This window comes from Ruegeria sp. CJ6, from assembly GCF_056536665.1.
In genome coordinates, this window is record NZ_JBQFQB010000001.1 from 897,504 (window position 1) to 913,265 (window position 15,762).

15 protein-coding genes are annotated in these 15,762 nt (G+C 56.9%); 8 read left to right on the forward strand and 7 right to left on the reverse strand.

The features are described 5' to 3' along the window. Positions 1–191 precede the first annotated feature (191 nt). Complete coding sequence (locus ACR0BT_RS04540) at positions 192–1,100, forward strand: hypothetical protein (RefSeq protein WP_480436677.1); 909 nt, start codon at positions 192–194, stop codon at positions 1,098–1,100. A 36-nt stretch (positions 1,101–1,136) separates the two neighbouring features. Here ACR0BT_RS04540 and ACR0BT_RS04545 read toward each other — a convergent pair whose 3' ends face one another. After that, complete coding sequence (locus tag ACR0BT_RS04545; protein ID WP_480762607.1) at positions 1,137–1,880, reverse strand: heme-dependent oxidative N-demethylase family protein; 744 nt, start codon at positions 1,878–1,880, stop codon at positions 1,137–1,139. Positions 1,881–2,004: 124 nt separating this feature from the next. Here ACR0BT_RS04545 and dddP point away from each other — a divergent pair, with 124 nt between their 5' ends. Further along, positions 2,005–3,348, forward strand: a complete 1,344-nt coding sequence (gene dddP / locus ACR0BT_RS04550) for a dimethylsulfonioproprionate lyase DddP (protein ID WP_170626646.1) — start codon at positions 2,005–2,007, stop codon at positions 3,346–3,348. A 460-nt stretch (positions 3,349–3,808) separates the two neighbouring features. Further along, positions 3,809–5,023 carry a bifunctional alpha/beta hydrolase/OsmC family protein gene (locus ACR0BT_RS04555; RefSeq protein WP_170403180.1) on the forward strand — a complete coding sequence of 405 codons (1,215 nt, stop codon included), beginning with the start codon at positions 3,809–3,811 and terminating at the stop codon, positions 5,021–5,023. Between the two features lie 55 nt (positions 5,024–5,078). Here ACR0BT_RS04555 and ACR0BT_RS04560 read toward each other — a convergent pair whose 3' ends face one another. From ACR0BT_RS04560 to ACR0BT_RS04580, 5 genes are all read right to left on the reverse strand, one after another. After that, positions 5,079–5,429, reverse strand: a complete 351-nt coding sequence (locus ACR0BT_RS04560; RefSeq protein ID WP_170403183.1) for a hypothetical protein — start codon at positions 5,427–5,429, stop codon at positions 5,079–5,081. A 10-nt stretch (positions 5,430–5,439) separates the two neighbouring features. Beyond that, positions 5,440–5,997, reverse strand: a complete 558-nt coding sequence (locus ACR0BT_RS04565) for a hypothetical protein (RefSeq protein ID WP_170422258.1) — start codon at positions 5,995–5,997, stop codon at positions 5,440–5,442. 139 nt (positions 5,998–6,136) lie between these two features. Continuing rightward, positions 6,137–6,724: a biotin transporter BioY gene (locus ACR0BT_RS04570; protein WP_170396416.1), complete on the reverse strand. Its 588-nt coding sequence runs from the start codon at positions 6,722–6,724 to the stop codon at positions 6,137–6,139. A gap of 75 nt (positions 6,725–6,799) precedes the next feature. Continuing rightward, positions 6,800–7,222, reverse strand: coding sequence for a DUF6314 family protein (locus ACR0BT_RS04575; protein ID WP_170663704.1), 423 nt, complete (start codon positions 7,220–7,222; stop codon positions 6,800–6,802). Beyond that, positions 7,219–7,551 carry a hypothetical protein gene (locus ACR0BT_RS04580; protein ID WP_170396412.1) on the reverse strand — a complete coding sequence of 111 codons (333 nt, stop codon included), beginning with the start codon at positions 7,549–7,551 and terminating at the stop codon, positions 7,219–7,221. The genes ACR0BT_RS04575 and ACR0BT_RS04580 overlap by 4 nt, the downstream gene beginning before the upstream one ends. 88 nt (positions 7,552–7,639) lie before the next feature. Between ACR0BT_RS04580 and purB the strand changes: the two genes are divergently transcribed. The 4 genes from purB (at position 7,640) to ACR0BT_RS04600 (ending at position 12,037) form a co-directional block, all read left to right on the forward strand. Further along, complete coding sequence (purB, locus tag ACR0BT_RS04585; protein WP_170396410.1) at positions 7,640–8,944, forward strand: adenylosuccinate lyase; 1,305 nt, start codon at positions 7,640–7,642, stop codon at positions 8,942–8,944. A gap of 380 nt (positions 8,945–9,324) precedes the next feature. After that, positions 9,325–9,867, forward strand: a complete 543-nt coding sequence (locus ACR0BT_RS04590) for a hypothetical protein (RefSeq protein WP_170403198.1) — start codon at positions 9,325–9,327, stop codon at positions 9,865–9,867. A gap of 84 nt (positions 9,868–9,951) precedes the next feature. Continuing rightward, entirely contained in the window at positions 9,952–11,028 is a 1,077-nt protein-coding gene (locus ACR0BT_RS04595; RefSeq protein ID WP_480762691.1) for a flagellar motor switch protein FliG, read from the forward strand. An 85-nt stretch (positions 11,029–11,113) separates the two neighbouring features. Further along, complete coding sequence (locus ACR0BT_RS04600; protein ID WP_170396406.1) at positions 11,114–12,037, forward strand: lysophospholipid acyltransferase family protein; 924 nt, start codon at positions 11,114–11,116, stop codon at positions 12,035–12,037. Here ACR0BT_RS04600 and ACR0BT_RS04605 read toward each other — a convergent pair whose 3' ends face one another. After that, complete coding sequence (locus ACR0BT_RS04605) at positions 12,038–12,739, reverse strand: DUF1223 domain-containing protein (RefSeq protein WP_170512892.1); 702 nt, start codon at positions 12,737–12,739, stop codon at positions 12,038–12,040. It abuts the gene before it with no gap. Between the two features lie 226 nt (positions 12,740–12,965). Here ACR0BT_RS04605 and acnA point away from each other — a divergent pair, with 226 nt between their 5' ends. Further along, entirely contained in the window at positions 12,966–15,656 is a 2,691-nt protein-coding gene (gene acnA / locus ACR0BT_RS04610) for an aconitate hydratase AcnA (RefSeq protein WP_170396402.1), read from the forward strand. Positions 15,657–15,762: the final 106 nt, after the last annotated feature.

Here is a 15,762-nt window from a genome sequence, read left to right on the forward strand (position 1 = left end):
CATAGGCTTGACGTCAGAACACCTGAATTCGGCCACATTGTTGCCACATAGATTTAAGGAAACCCCGATTTTCTTGGTTTCCAAAGCGTAATCAATCTTGGAATATTTCGACTTTTTTCCATTTTGGTCAAAATTTGCGCCATTTCGCCTGTTAATTTGTTGTGAAGATTATGACAGCAAAGGAACATGCTGTGACTGCAAAGCATAGTTACCACGGTGGCCTCCAGTTTGACGGGTCGGCAGATGGCGCGCTTGAGCGTCTGTGCGAGGTCGTCTCAACGACGCTGGGTGACTATGGCCATCTGGTCGAGCGCAAGACGCTTCTTAGCGCATCGGAGGCCAGTATCGTCAGCAGCCAATATCTCGTGCGTCTGACATTGGACTCGGAACCAACCCAAGTAGATCACAATCACCATGAGCGGATGGATCGAACCGCTGGTCTCAAAACTATGCCGCGTGCTGCGGTTACGCTGCCGGGAAACCGGCTGACGATCTCGATTTGTCCGGTGTCAAAACTGCTCGATGACAGTGAAATATCCGAGTTGATGCTTGTGGTGATCCTGTACCGAATGGTCGACATCTGCACGACCCGTCGTGTCGAATGGTTGTCGCCCAAAACGGTTCTGACCATCGAACAATTCATGAGTGCCTTTGATTCAATTGCGCCGCGCAACGCCCGGAACCGAAAGCAGATATTCGAAGCAGTCAGCGGCCCATTTGCGGGGCTTGATCTGCCCGATCCTGATGCGGAAGATACACAGACCAAACACGCCAAGCCGCGTCCGATCAAGCTAAGTGACGACCAACTGCTCAGTATCGCCTTCCGGACCGAGGCTGATGCTCCCCTGCCCGCCGGCAACATTCACCAGTCCGAGGACGAAACGGAACGCCCAAGCGATATTCTGCGACTGACCAGCTGGGGCATGACTGGTGCTGTGGCAAGCATATCGACACCGATTGCCATATCCCTGGCAGCAGTCAATCTGATCCGGGGTGAGGATTTCCGCCTCAACACTCAGGTTCTGGCTTTTACCACAGCGATTTTTGGCCTGAACGCTACGAATGCTTTTGCCGAGGTCGCCAGCGCGATTGGCATGTAATCAAATTACCCAAGACCCTCCTTGGAGGCCCCGCCGTCAGGCGGGGTTTTCCATTTTAAGGACCTGATCAGCGGCCATTACATAAGTGTGGATCGCGAACACCACTGCGTTTGTCTCAGGTAAACGCAAGAGAGTCTGACGTTCACTACGCAGATATCGGGCCGAATTTTCGTCCCGCGGTGTGCGTCGCTGCATGAGACTGCGCGGTTGGAACAATTCGGCGTCATTGTACCAAAGCGCATTGAACCGCCAGAGTGGCCGGTTGGGTTGAATGCCGTCAAACAAACGTTGAACTCTGCGGGCAATATTGGCGTCGTAGGCGTCAACCGGCTCATGGATCCCAATCAACGGGCGCATGAACTTTTCCGACAGCATCCAGCTTGCGGGAAAGCACAGAATCGCGCCAGTCAAAACATGCTCGTCATTGTGTTTCTGCAGAATGCAGAAATCCTCTTGCACCAAATGGCATAGCGTTTCCAACGGGCGTTCCCGGTCAACCTCAACCCGTACACCGTCGGGCCGCACAACGTGATCAGAGACATTCGGATAAACTTGCTGAATGACCAGTTCCAGCAACTCCTGCGCGGGTGCCAACGCCTCGGGGCTTTGCGCCAAGACGTCCGGTTTTTGCTGCGCCAACAGCGCGGCGCGTCGTTGCATCTGGGCAGAAAACGCATCGTCGCGATGCAACCAGGCCCTGGGGTCCGCAGGCTTAATGCCAGGCAGCGGGTTTTGGGCGAGTGGATCATAGGGAATGGCTTGCTGTAATATCACGGTCATAGTCGAGGCATAGCACCCTGCTCTGGCGCTGTCGGTCAAAAAGCGACCAGAAGACGGTCGCAAACCTAGAAGACGCAGCGCATCTGGATTTGCAGGTTGGGCAGGCAAGCAGAAAGGTCCAACCGTGAACACACCATATCGTGACACCCGTAAGATTGACCCGACCCGGGGCGCCACCCTCGGGGACGGGACACCGAACGACAATGACAGGATCGAGATCGGACCGACACAGCTTGCCTTCGACGAATGGGCCGCTGCCGGGCTTAGCCTGCCCAAACTAGAACAGATGCGTAAATACCGCTGGAAACGCCTCACTCAGGCCATCGTGCAACGCGATTGGGGCGGGATCCTGCTGTTTGACCCCCTGAATATCCGCTACGCGACTGACAGCACCAACATGCAGCTCTGGAATACCCATAACCCGTTCCGGGCCGTTTTGGTTTGCGCTGACGGGTATATGGTGATCTGGGACTACAAGAACTCTCCGTTCTTGTCGAAATTCAACCCGCTGGTGCGCGAGCAGCGCTCGGGCGCCGATCTGTTCTATTTCGACCGGGGCGACAAGATTGACGTTGCCGCAGATGTGTTCTCAAACGAGGTGCGCGCCCTGATCGAAGAACACGGCGGCGGCAACATGCGGCTGGGTGTCGACAAGATCATGCTGCACGGCCTGCGCGCGCTTGAGGCTCAGGGGTTCGAGGTGATGGAGGGCGAAGAGCTTACCGAGAAAACCCGTGCCATCAAAGGCCCAGACGAAATCCTCGCCATGCGCTGCGCCAGCCACGCCTGCGAGACCGCAGTGGCCGAAATGGAGCGCTTCGCACGTGTCAATGTCGGAGACGGGAAGACATCCGAGGATGACATTTGGGCAGTGCTACATGCTGAAAACATCCGGCGCGGTGGTGAATGGATCGAGACCCGCTTGCTTGCCTCGGGCCAGCGCACCAATCCCTGGTTTCAGGAATGCGGCCCGCGCATCACGCGGCAAAATGAAATCATCGCGTTCGATACCGACCTGATCGGGTCTTACGGCATTTGCGTCGACATCTCACGAACCTGGTGGATCGGCGATCAAAAACCGCGCCCCGACATGATCTATGCCATGCAGCACGCGCATGAGCATATCATGACCAATATGGAAATGCTGAAGCCCGGCGTCATGATCCCGGAACTAACTGCGAATGCCCATCGGCTGGATGACAAGTTTCAGGCACAGAAATACGGCTGCCTGATGCATGGAGTTGGATTGTGCGATGAATGGCCCTTGGTAGCCTATCCCGACAAGGCGGTCGAGGGATCCTATGATTATCCACTTGAACCCGGAATGGTGTTGTGCGTCGAAGCGGCAGTTGGCGAGGTTGGCGGCGATTTCTCGATCAAGCTGGAAGATCAGGTGCTGATCACCGAAGACGGCTATGAAAACCTCACGAAGTATCCGTTCGACGCACAGTTGATGGGCTCTGGCTAAGCGCTATCGCCTAGTTTGACCAGTGGGACCGTCTGACATTACCGTGCCAATCCTCAGGCGCTGTGAGAGTTGGTGTGTCCTCAGACGTATTCGTTAGCGGCCAGCTTTGTCCCAGTGCAAAACCAATTGCGCCAGTCACGAGAATTGCCAACAGAACTCCGGCGTGGAGTGTCGGGCTTAGCGGTGCAGATGTTGTATGTGCCATTTTGACCTCTGCTTTGGATAAGAAGGATGATTGCAAGTTGGGGTCCAAGTATAAATAAGTAAAATGAATGTTTATCCGAATTATCATCACATTTTTTGATTGTTCAAATACCAACCCCAACAATGCATTGATGCGACGCGCCAAGGGCTACGTGGTCCCACCCCCTCACCTTCCTGTTACGCCACTGACACAGGGGTTGAGAGAACCGCACACAGCACACAGTATTGTCGAAACCTGGACCACCAAGGATTCATCATGCCCACCGAACGCATTACTTTCGCCGGTCACGACGGCAGCCAATTGGCCGCGCGCCTTGATCTGCCGGACGGGCCGGTACTGGCAACGGCTTTGTTTGCGCATTGCTTTACCTGCTCTAAGGACATACCTGCCGCACGGCGCATTTCGGCGCGTTTGGCGGCGATGGGCATCGCCGTGCTCAGGTTTGATTTTACAGGCCTTGGCCACTCGGATGGAGAGTTTGCGAATACGACATTCACCTCAAATGTCGAAGATCTGATCGCTGCAGCGCACTACCTGTCCGGTCGCAACATGGCCCCCGCCCTGCTTATTGGCCATTCACTTGGCGGCGCTGCGGTACTGCGCGCACGCGCTGGCATACCGTCGATCAAGGCGGTCGTCACATTGGGTGCGCCTGCTGACCCGGGCCACGTATCACACCATTTCGAGGCCGCCCTGCCCGAGATTCAGGCGCAAGGCAGCGCAGAGGTTTCGCTTGGCGGTCGCCCGTTCCGCATTGGCAAAGCTTTTGTCGATGACATTTCAGAGGCCGCGCTTAGCCCTGCCGTTTCAGATTTGAAAGCAGCGCTTCTGATCCTGCATGCACCGCGCGATGACACGGTCAGCATTGACAACGCCAGCACCATCTTTCTGGCTGCCAAGCATCCAAAAAGTTTTGTCACGCTGGACGATGCCGACCATCTGATCACACGCGCCGCTGATGCGGATTACGCGGCGGATGTCATTGCGGCTTGGGTGTCGCGATACGTCAAACTGTGCCCGCCCGCCCCACCACCCGGCGCCCCGGAAGGTGTTGTTCGCGTAACCGAGGCAGACCCGGCAGGGTTCCTGCAAGACATCCAGTCCGGCCCGCGCCACCATGCGGTCGCTGACGAGCCCGCCTCGTACGGAGGAACGGACCGAGGCATGTCCCCTTATGGATTTGTGTCCTCGGGATTGGGCGCCTGTACCTCGATGACCATTCGCATGTATGCGCGGCGCAAGAAATGGCCGCTGACAGGTATCACCGTCGATGTCTGCCACGACAAGGTACACGCCCAGGACGCTGGACTGGCCAGCGATGGTAAGGTCGATCAGTTCCGCCGCAAGATACGGCTACAAGGGCCGCTGGATGCCGCGCAACGTGCTAAGCTATTGGAGATCGCAGATAAATGTCCCGTGCACCGAACCCTTGAAGGCTCGGCCCATATCACGACTGAGCTGCTGGACTGAAAACCACCTTTGTCAGCTTATGATAATGATTGAAGGGGGCTTTTGCCCCCTTTTTCTAACGGCGCCTCGGTGAGGGTCGGTGAATTGGTGGCCGTGCCGTCGGAGGACGCGCCACCGGGGGATGCGGGCGCGACGGCGGTTTGGCGATCGGTGGCTTTGGCCGCGGTGGAGGGTTCGGACGAACCGGTCGATCGGGGCGGTCGGGCCGGTCTGGGCGGTTTATGTCAACATCTACATTCACGTTACGGTCGTGGTAGTAATCATTCCACAGCATCGAGTCGTAGAACGGGTCATACCCAACGCCATACCCTACCCCGACGGACACGCCATCGCAGGCGGACAGTGTAAACGTTGCAGTACCCAACCCCAGCGCCAGAACAGACCGTTTTAACAGTTTGCGAGTCATCCGAGCCTCCTTACTGCAAAGACCGGAACGACGCGAAAACGGCGTTCAAGGCATCAACATAAGACGGGTCGGCCCCGTCACGCAGGATCGCAACCCCTATCGCAACACGGTCACGCGGCAGGTCAATCACGGTGGCGGTAAAGTTTACGCCTCGCCCATCCCGATTGCCGGTGCCTCGAATAACGTGGGCTGGCCGCCCACCAATCCTTGTATTGCTGGTGCTGGTCACGGTCGGGTCTTTGACGAGGAATTTGTCGATATCCTCAAGATAGCTCAGCCCGCCCTGAATGCTGGAAACCCGTGATGGTGAGACGAAGCCCATCCAGACATTATCGTCGGTCACCGGTCTGATCCCCATGACGCGCGAAACCGCACGGGCATCGCCCAGATTGGTATCCTCGATTTCACGCGGGCCACCGGTACGCAATGTCCAGAAGTCGGGAACCTCAAAGCGGAACAGGGCGCGTCCTTCATCGGTGTAAGTCACCGGTGTGTCGGCTTGCACAGGCGTTACAGCCGACCAAGTCACGGCACTTGCAGCAAGCACCAAGCTTAACAAAATACGCATATCTCAATAACCTGATCAGTTTTCTGATGTCAGGTTGCCCATGCAGTTTGACTTTGTCCAGCATCCTGTTCTGCAGACAATAAAAAACCCGCGTCCGGGAAGCTCCGAACGCGGGTGTATCTTGCGCAAGAGCGCGCTATCAGGTGCGTGCGTCGCCCAGCAGCTTCCACAGGCCAGGGATCAGCAGAGCGGCCAGCGCCAGCTTGATCGCGTCACCCAGCAGGAACGGTGTCAGACCCCATTCCAGGATCGGCTTGTCCCAGCCATACAGCTGACCCAGCCACAGCAGGCCCGGCACGTAGATCAGCACGTTGGCCAGTACCAGCGCCAGCGCCAGCTTGCCGACCGAACGATCCCAGCCGCGCGCGGCCAGTGCGCCCAGCAGAATGGTCGCCATCAGGTAACCGACCAGATAGCCGCCGGTGCCACCCATCATGTAGGTCAGGCCGTATTTTTCGGCCGAGGAACCTGCAAACACGTCAAAGCCCAGAGCACCAACCAGCAGGTAACCCAGCATCGTGATCAGGCCAAGGCGCGCGCCATAAGCGGTGCCGATGGTCAGAACGGCGAATGTGCCCATGGTGATCGGAACCGGCCACATCGGCACTTTGATTTTGGCAGCAACAGCCAGAGCAACGATACCCAGGGCAACCAGAGCCACCTGCTTGACGCGCAGCGCCGTCCCCTCACGCGGGCCAAAAGCATTGGCCAGTACGTTTGCGTTCATCTCATTTCTCCACATTCGGACTTATTTGCACATGCAGCAATGCCCGTTCCGGGCCGTTGCTGCAAGATGATTACGCTATCGCAGCGCGTATTTGGTCTCCATTTCATAGGATTTTCGCGGCCCTGATACGGTCCAGCGGACTGTCCAGCGCGGCCATCCCGAGAAATCATAGTGTGCATCATAGCTGTCCGGCGGGCAATCGTGATGATCCTCGACCCGGGTTTGGCCAAGTTTGAGTGCGTGAAAAAACCGATCATCATCAAAATGGATAGCGATCCGATCACCGGCGTCGCGCCAAAGGTATCGACGCGTTCCCGTCATTGCAGGCTGCCCCGGAACACGCAGCGTGACCGTCTCATCATAGACCAACCCTTGGGTATCTTGCCGAAGCTCTGCCTTACCCTCGGCCTGAATGATCTGGCCTGCACGCTCGTCCCGGATGAGGCGGCTCAGGTCCCAAACCCCCTGGAAATCATAAATATTTCTGGGCAGGCTCACTTCAAATAGATTCCGTCAGTTGTATTACCTGAATCATCCACAAACCGGATGGTTTCACCGCTTTGCTCAACATCATAACAAGCCCAGAAATCCGAAGGCGGCCAGACCGAGCAATAGCGATCATCACGAACGGCCCATCGTCCCGAACTTGGGCGGCCTGAAAAGTACTGCGTTTGCATATTGCTATCGAAGGTCTGGGTGATCCCCTCGCCATAGTCGAGCTTCTTGCCAGCAAGCGCCATCAGAATCTCATCACCCGTCAGTTGCTGAAACTCGTCGGCGGCCACAAATCCGGGCCAAAGCAATAAAATCAGGGCAAACCGTCTCATCCCAGCACTCGCGCCTTGTTCCTTGGTCAATGCGCGGCTAAACCCCGCGCCAACGCCTCATCCCAATCATAAAAAGGTGCTGCCGCCAATGATTCCCCGCTATTCACGCCCCGACATGGTCGCCATCTGGTCACCCGAGAGCAAGTTCCGCATTTGGTACGAGATCGAGGCGCACGCCTGCGACGCCATGGCCGATCTAGGCGTGATCCCGCGTGAAAACGCCGAGGCCGTGTGGAAAGCCAAGGATGTGGAGTTTGATGTCGCCCGTATCGACGAGATCGAAGCCGTCACCAAACACGACGTCATCGCCTTCCTGACCCATCTGGCCGAACATGTGGGTAGCGAGGAAGCTCGTTTCGTGCATCAGGGCATGACCTCCTCGGACGTGCTGGACACTTGCTTCAATGTGCAACTGACCCGCGCCGCCGACCTGCTGATTGCAGACCTCGAAGGTCTGTTGGCTGCCCTGAAACGCCGCGCGATCGAGCACAAAGACACCGTTCGCATCGGTCGCAGCCACGGTATCCATGCCGAACCCACCACGATGGGCCTGACCTTTGCCCGCTTCTATGCCGAGATGGACCGCAACTTGTCCCGGATGCGCGATGCCCGCGCGGAAATCGCCACCGGAGCGATCAGCGGCGCGGTCGGGACGTTTGCGAATATCGACCCGCAGGTTGAAGAGCATGTCTGCGACAAGCTGGGTCTGGTGCCTGAACCGATCAGCACGCAGGTCATTCCCCGCGACCGTCACGCCGCATTCTTCGCCACACTGGGTGTTATCGCCAGCAGCATCGAAAACATCGCTATCGAAATCCGCCACATGCAGCGTACCGAAGTGCTGGAGGGGGCCGAGTTCTTCTCGATGGGTCAGAAAGGCTCATCCGCGATGCCGCACAAGAAGAACCCGGTGCTGACCGAGAACCTGACCGGTCTTGCGCGCATGGTGCGTGCGGCCGTGATCCCGGCGATGGAGAACGTGGCGCTGTGGCACGAGCGCGATATCTCGCATTCCTCGGTCGAACGCATGATCGGGCCGGATGCCACTATCACGCTGGACTTTGCACTCGCGCGATTGACCGGTGTAATCGACAAGATGCTGATCTTCCCCGAGAACATGATCGAGAACATGAACAAGTTCCCCGGTCTTGTCATGAGCCAACGAGTGCTGTTGGCGTTGACCCAAGCCGGTGTAAGCCGCGAGGATGCCTATGCCATGGTTCAGCGCAACGCGCTGAAAGTCTGGGAGCATCGCACCGACTTCAAAGAGGAACTGTTGGCCGACGCCGATGTCACCGCCGCGCTGAGCCCGAAAGAAATCGAAGAGAAATTCGATCTCGGCTACCATACCAAACATGTAGATACGATTTTCGCCCGCGTATTCGGCGAATAATTCAAACTCAAACAGTGCTAAAAACTTGGCCCGGCTTGCTCAATGCAGCCGGGCCTTGTGTCTTTGCCAGATTGGCAAAAATCGGTTAATCTGTTGGCACAGTTTCCGCGAAAGGAAAACTCGATGCTACGAACTGCTCTATGCGCAATTGCTCTTATCTGTGCGGGCACCGCCGGATTTGCCTGTAACGGTAACACCAAGCAAACCCAGTCCTGTGCTGAAGGCACAATTTGGGACAGCGAAAGCCAAAGCTGCATGAAAATCGTCAATAGCTGACATTTTTATTTCCTGCTTGTGAATAAAAGCGATCAGTCAATCGTTAGCTTTTTTGAAGATCAAGCTATGATTGTAACAAGTCTCTTTGACAACGGAGTAGGAAAATGCGTCTTGTACTAGCCTCGGCCATCGCTCTTCAGGCCTTTACCTTCGCGCCCATGGCCATTGCTGCGGGTGGTGGGGACAGCAGCCCGCCCAAGCCCACCAACACCACCAAGAAATGCCTGTTTGGCCGCGTCTATGACGAGGCAGCCGGGCGCTGCGTCAAACCCAACAAGACGAATTTCACCGAAGACCAACTGTATGATGCCGTGCGCGAGTTGGCTTACGACGGGCAGTACGAAAATGCTCAGGGCATTCTGCGTATCATGGATCAAGATGATGATCGGGTGCAGACCTATTGGGGGTTCACCTATCGCAAGATGGGTGAGCTGAAACTGGCTGACGCGTTTTACCAGAAAGCAATTGAATCCAACCCCGACAACATCCTCGCCCGCAGCTACATGGGTCAGGGATTTGTTACCCAGGGCAAGACCGAGTTGGCCATCGCACAATGGCGCGAGATCAAGGCGCGTGGTGGCGAAGGCACATGGGCTGAGACATCGCTGCGCGAAGCGATCAGAACAGGGCTGACATATAGCTACTGAGTTTCAGGGTTTCTTTACCCGACTCTCTATATTCTGCCTGCAACGCGAATGAGGCATTGCAGGCAGATGCAGGACACGAACCTAATGGTGCAGATGACGCCGGGCACGCAAACCCCGGTCGTTGAACAAGACGATGATGCGCCACGTGTTCTGCCGCGCGCCCTCAGCAACCGAGAGAAAGCCGCGGTTGTGGTTCGGCTGCTGCTGAACGAGGGGGCGGATATCCCGTTGGAAGAGCTTCCCGATTCACTGCAGGAACAACTTACTCACCAACTTGGACAGATGGGGTTGGTTGACCGGGTAACGTTGGCCGCCGTCGCACAGGAATTTGCCGATGCGCTGGATGGCGTAGGGCTTGCATTTCCACATGGGCTAGCCGGCGCTCTGGACGCGGTGAACGGCAAGATCGCCCCAGCCACCGCCGCCCGGCTGCGCAAGGTAGCTGGCGTGAGGCAGATCGGTGACCCATGGCAGCGTTTGCGCGAAGTACCCTCAGAAGATCTGGCCGAAATGGCCAAAGCTGAAAGCACAGAAGTCGCCGCCGTTATGCTGTCGAAACTCGAAACCGCCAAGGCTGCCCAGTTGTTGGGCCACCTGCCCGGCCCCACAGCGCGACGGATAACTTATGCAGTCTCGAAAACGGCCAACGTGACGCCCGAGGCGGTAGAGCGGATCGGATGGTCCTTGGCCGCTCAGCTGGATCAACGCCCCGAGCCCGCCTTTCGGGATGGGCCGGGTGAGCGTGTGGGCGCGATCCTCAACCAGTCAGCCGCGGCGACGCGTAATGGTTTGCTGACCGCGTTGGACGAAGAAGACGCCGATTTTGCGGATACCGTCCGGCAATCGATCTTCATCTTTTCGCATGTGCCCTCGCGCATCCAACCCCGCGATGTTCCAGCGATTCTGCGCGGTGTGGATCAACCCGTTCTCATCACGGCGTTGGCCGGAGCCAATAGCGACGAAGACCTCGCCACGGTCGAGTTCTTCCTAGCCAACATGTCCTCTCGCATGGCGGACAACTTACGGGAAGAAATGGCCGAACGTGGCAAGGTCAAACAATCCGACAGTGAAGAAGCGATGTCGCAGATCGTTGCAGCCATCCGCGCGCTTTTGGACGAGGGCGCGATCGCACTGGTCGAGGCAGAGGAGAATGCAGAATAGTCCGGCAAGGCGCGACCACTTGTGATCGCACGATGGGGCCTGTATGTCTCGTCGCGCAGTTCACAACGCTCAGGTGTCTCTCCCCATGCCCGTCGAAAAGTCGGAACTAAGCCGATTTGAGCTTGGAAAATACTACGTCGCCAACCTGTTTCTGACCGGCGTAATCCGCGGCATGCGCCTGCTGCCATATGAGCGCCGCATCGGAGCGATGGGCGCGATTGTGCGCTGGCTTGCCCCCATTGTCGGGTTTCGAACCCGCGTGCGCCGCAACCTGAAACTCACCTGCCCAGACCTGCCCGAGGCCGAGGTCAAACGCATCTGCCGCGCCGTGCCTGACAATGCCGGGCGCGCGATCATGGAGCATTTTTCAGCCGACGGTTTCATCGAGCGACAAAGCAAGGCCAAAGTATCGGGCTCGGGTGTCGAAGCATTTGATGCCGCCGTGGCGGAAGGGCGTCCAGTGATGATGATCACTGCGCATTTCGGGCACTATCTGGCCGCGCGGGTCGCGCTGCAGGCGCGTAGCGGTAAACCCATCGGCAGCCTCTATCGCCGCATGGCAAATCCATATTTCAACGACATGTATGTCGAGGCATTCTATCAGACCGGGTCGCCCATGTTCGAACAGGGCCGCCGAGGTATGGTCGAAATGGTCCGTTCACTGAAAAGCGGAGGCATCATTGCCATTGTATCCGACCTGCATGCGCATGGTGGTGAGGAGCTGACCTTTTTCGGCAAACCCGCCGTCACCTCGGTGCTGAACGCGGAACTTGCGATCAAATACAAGGCTGTGCTGATCCCCTGCTATGCAGTGCGCCAACCCAACGGGATCGATTTTGAGATCGTCCTGCACGACCCGGTCCCGCATACTGATGCCAAAACCATGACCCAGTTCACCAATGACGACCTGGAAGCGATGGTGCGTCAGCACATGGGACAATGGTTCTGGATTCATCGGCGCTGGAAGTCCTGGAGGGGACTGGGGGTCCAGCCAAAGGATATGCCCTGATCACTTAACCCGCGCTGCGGCCACGATCGGACCATGGCCACTGCGCTGGATCAGTACAACGGCAGGCAATTCCGATGACAATGTTGCGGTGAAACTCTGCGGTGTTTGGCCATCCCAGCGACCGGCAATCTGCCAATTCTCGACCACGTTTGCATAATCCAGATCATGTCCGGCCAATTCGCCACGCCGGATCGAGGTGCGACGCATCGGCGAATACTGCACAATCCGAACATCATAGGTTTCGTCGTCTGGTAACTCGATCGGAACGACATTCATGGATACTTCGTTCGCGATACGCGTGGCACTGACCTCGGCCTCGGGCGGAGCAGTCAGGTGTGCATCGATTAGCCGGTTCAGTTCAATTGACTTGGCCCCAACCACATCCTGCTGCCCATTCACAACCATCTGCGGCGTGTAGATCATCGTCCGCCCGCCTTCACGTGCATAGGCGCGCTGACGATCGGTGTGGTCGGGATTGGCGTATTCATCTTTCCAGCCAATGTAGTCCCAATAATCCACATGCAACGCCAGACCGATTACATCATCCCGCTTGGCCAATTCATGCATGATCCGGTCTGCTGGCGGGCAGGACGAGCACCCCTGCGAGGTGAACAGTTCGACCACCACCGGATCATCCTGCGCCTGAGCCGGGGCAGCAAGAAAGAGTGAAACAAACGCGGTCGCAGCGACTGATCTGAGCATGTTTTCTCTCAATAGAGGATGATTGCCTGAAAGGTTTAAGTCGGAACCGAATAAACTGCCAATCAAGGTTTCTTGAGACCTCAGACACAAGCTTTCGACAAAATGTGTGCAATGGTATACAAAAAACCACCCAAACTGCCCGTTGCACCTTGAAACAACTGGTGTGGTAATGCAGATAACCCTTAGCGAAGCCCGTATTCCAAGTCATTTGAGAGGGAGGCCACAGATGCCCATCAAGGTCGGACAGGACACCGCCAAGACACGCCGCAGCCTGAACGTGAATGGCAAATCCATTTCCTATTATTCGATTCCAGCCGCGCAAGAAGCAGGCTTAGGCGATTTTTCGAATCTGCCTGCCGCGCTGAAAGTGGTTCTGGAAAACATGCTGCGGTTCGAAGATGACGGGTTCTCGGTTTCCGTCGATGACATCAAAGCCTTTGCCGAATGGGGTGCCAACGGTGGCAAGAACCCACGTGAGATTGCCTATCGCCCTGCCCGGGTACTGATGCAAGATTTTACCGGAGTTCCGGCCGTGGTGGATCTGGCAGCGATGCGCGACGGCATCAAGGGCCTTGGTGGGGACGCGCAAAAGATTAACCCGCTGAACCCGGTCGATCTGGTCATCGACCACTCGGTCATGATTGATGAGTTCGGCAACCCACGCGCGTTTCAGATGAACGTGGACCGCGAATATGAGCGCAACATGGAACGCTATCAGTTCCTGAAATGGGGTCAGAACGCGTTCAACAATTTCCGCGTCGTGCCTCCCGGCACCGGAATCTGCCACCAAGTAAACCTGGAATACCTGGCGCAGACCGTCTGGACAGACACGGACCAAAGCGGCGAAGAAGTCGCCTATCCCGATACACTTGTTGGTACTGACAGCCACACCACCATGGTCAACGGCATGGCCGTTCTGGGCTGGGGCGTTGGCGGGATCGAGGCCGAGGCAGCGATGCTGGGTCAACCGATCTCGATGCTGATCCCCGAGGTTGTGGGTTTTGAGCTGACCGGTTCGATGGTCGAAGGCACAACGGGAACCGACCTTGTCCTGAAAGTCGTCGAGATGCTGCGCGAGAAAGGCGTGGTTGGTAAATTCGTTGAGTTCTTCGGCGAAGGTCTGGACCGCTTGCCCTTGGCCGATCGCGCAACCATCGCCAACATGGCCCCCGAATACGGCGCGACCTGTGGTTTCTTCCCGATTGACGGCGAGACCTTGCGCTATATGCGCAATACTGGACGCGACGAAGACCGCATCGCATTGGTCGAGGCCTACGCCAAGGAAAACGGCTTCTGGCGCGATGCCGATTACGCTCCGATCTACACCGACACTCTGTCGCTGGATATGGGCACAATTGTTCCTGCGATCTCGGGCCCGAAACGGCCGCAGGATTATGTCGCACTAACTGACGCCAAGGCCGCATTCACCAAGGAAATGGCCGAGACCTTCAAACGCCCGATGGGCAAACAAATAGAGGTCAAAGGCGAAAACTACGGCATGGAATCGGGCAAAGTCGTGATCGCCTCGATCACCTCCTGCACCAACACGTCGAACCCGTATGTGATGATCGGCGCGGGCCTCGTTGCACGTAAAGCCGCCGCGCTGGGATTGGATCGCAAACCGTGGGTAAAGACCTCATTGGCGCCCGGCTCGCAGGTTGTGTCCGCCTACTTGGAGGCTGCGGGTCTGCAGGAAGATCTGGACAAGATCGGCTTCAACCTTGTTGGCTATGGCTGCACCACCTGTATTGGCAACTCGGGTCCGATCCAAAGGGAAATCAGCGAAGCGATTGCCGAAGGCGATCTTGTTGCCACTTCGGTTCTTTCAGGCAACCGCAACTTCGAAGGCCGCATCTCGCCCGACGTGCGCGCCAACTATCTGGCTTCACCGCCGCTGGTAGTGGTTTATGCCTTGGCTGGTACGTTGGACATCGACCTGACTTCGGAACCGATTGGACAGGATCAGGCTGGCAACGATGTCTACATGAAAGACATCTGGCCGACCCAAAGCGAAATCGCCGAATTGGTTGAGGCAACCGTGACCCGCGAGGCGTTCCAGTCGAAATATGCCGATGTCTTCAAAGGCGACGAGAAATGGCAGGAGGTCGAGGTTCCACAACAGGAAACCTATGATTGGCCACCGACGTCAACCTACATTCAAAACCCTCCCTATTTCCAAGGCATGGGGCCTGAGCCGGGCACAATCTCGAATATCGATGGTGCAAAGGTTCTGCTGATCCTGGGTGACATGATCACCACCGACCATATCTCGCCCGCCGGTTCGTTTGCGACAACGACACCTGCCGGGAAGTATCTGACCGATCGTCAGGTTCAGCCGCGCGAATTCAACTCGTATGGCTCACGCCGTGGCAACCACGAGATCATGATGCGCGGCACCTTCGCCAATATCCGCGTCAAGAACGAGATGCTGGATGGCGTCGAAGGCGGTTATACAAAAGGCCCGGATGGTGAACAAACCTCGGTCTACGAAGCATCGATGGCCTATCAGGAGCAAGGCACCCCGCTGGTCGTCTTTGGCGGCGAACAGTACGGTGCAGGTTCGTCACGCGACTGGGCGGCCAAGGGCACAGCTCTGCTTGGCGTCAAGGCAGTGATCGCCGAGAGTTTTGAGCGCATCCACCGTTCAAACCTGGTAGGCATGGGCGTCATACCGTTCGAATTCACCGATGGTGATACCCGCAAGACACTGGGTCTGAAGGGTGATGAGACCGTATCGATCCACGGGTTGGATTCAGTTGAGCCCCTGCAGGAAGTGCCCTGCACCATCATTTACGGAGATGGTACCGAAAAGACGATCACCCTGAAGTGCCGCATCGATACCGCGCCCGAGATCGAATACATCGAAAACGGCGGTGTGCTGCAATACGTGCTGCGCAATCTCGCAAAAGCGTCATAAATCAGCAGGTTGATATCCAACCTCAGCCCCCGGCCCTGCGCCGGGGGTTTTGTTTTCTGGCCATTTATTCAAAAATCTGAAACTGTTGGGCAAGACAGTCTTCGGA

What these genes read in the sequence shown, in the direction of transcription:
- acnA (WP_170396402.1), top strand. Translation starts at nt 12,966, where the DNA reads ATGCCCATCAAGGTCGGACAGGACACCGCCAAGACACGCCGCAGCCTG.
- ACR0BT_RS04555 (WP_170403180.1), top strand. Translation starts at nt 3,809, where the DNA reads ATGCCCACCGAACGCATTACTTTCGCCGGTCACGACGGCAGCCAATTG.
- ACR0BT_RS04595 (WP_480762691.1), top strand. Translation starts at nt 9,952, where the DNA reads ATGGTGCAGATGACGCCGGGCACGCAAACCCCGGTCGTTGAACAAGAC.
- ACR0BT_RS04560 (WP_170403183.1), bottom strand. Translation starts at nt 5,429, where the DNA reads ATGACTCGCAAACTGTTAAAACGGTCTGTTCTGGCGCTGGGGTTGGGT.
- ACR0BT_RS04570 (WP_170396416.1), bottom strand. Translation starts at nt 6,724, where the DNA reads ATGAACGCAAACGTACTGGCCAATGCTTTTGGCCCGCGTGAGGGGACG.
- ACR0BT_RS04580 (WP_170396412.1), bottom strand. Translation starts at nt 7,551, where the DNA reads ATGAGACGGTTTGCCCTGATTTTATTGCTTTGGCCCGGATTTGTGGCC.
- ACR0BT_RS04605 (WP_170512892.1), bottom strand. Translation starts at nt 12,739, where the DNA reads ATGCTCAGATCAGTCGCTGCGACCGCGTTTGTTTCACTCTTTCTTGCT.
- ACR0BT_RS04590 (WP_170403198.1), top strand. Translation starts at nt 9,325, where the DNA reads ATGCGTCTTGTACTAGCCTCGGCCATCGCTCTTCAGGCCTTTACCTTC.
- purB (WP_170396410.1), top strand. Translation starts at nt 7,640, where the DNA reads ATGATTCCCCGCTATTCACGCCCCGACATGGTCGCCATCTGGTCACCC.
- ACR0BT_RS04600 (WP_170396406.1), top strand. Translation starts at nt 11,114, where the DNA reads ATGCCCGTCGAAAAGTCGGAACTAAGCCGATTTGAGCTTGGAAAATAC.
- ACR0BT_RS04565 (WP_170422258.1), bottom strand. Translation starts at nt 5,997, where the DNA reads ATGCGTATTTTGTTAAGCTTGGTGCTTGCTGCAAGTGCCGTGACTTGG.
- ACR0BT_RS04545 (WP_480762607.1), bottom strand. Translation starts at nt 1,880, where the DNA reads ATGACCGTGATATTACAGCAAGCCATTCCCTATGATCCACTCGCCCAA.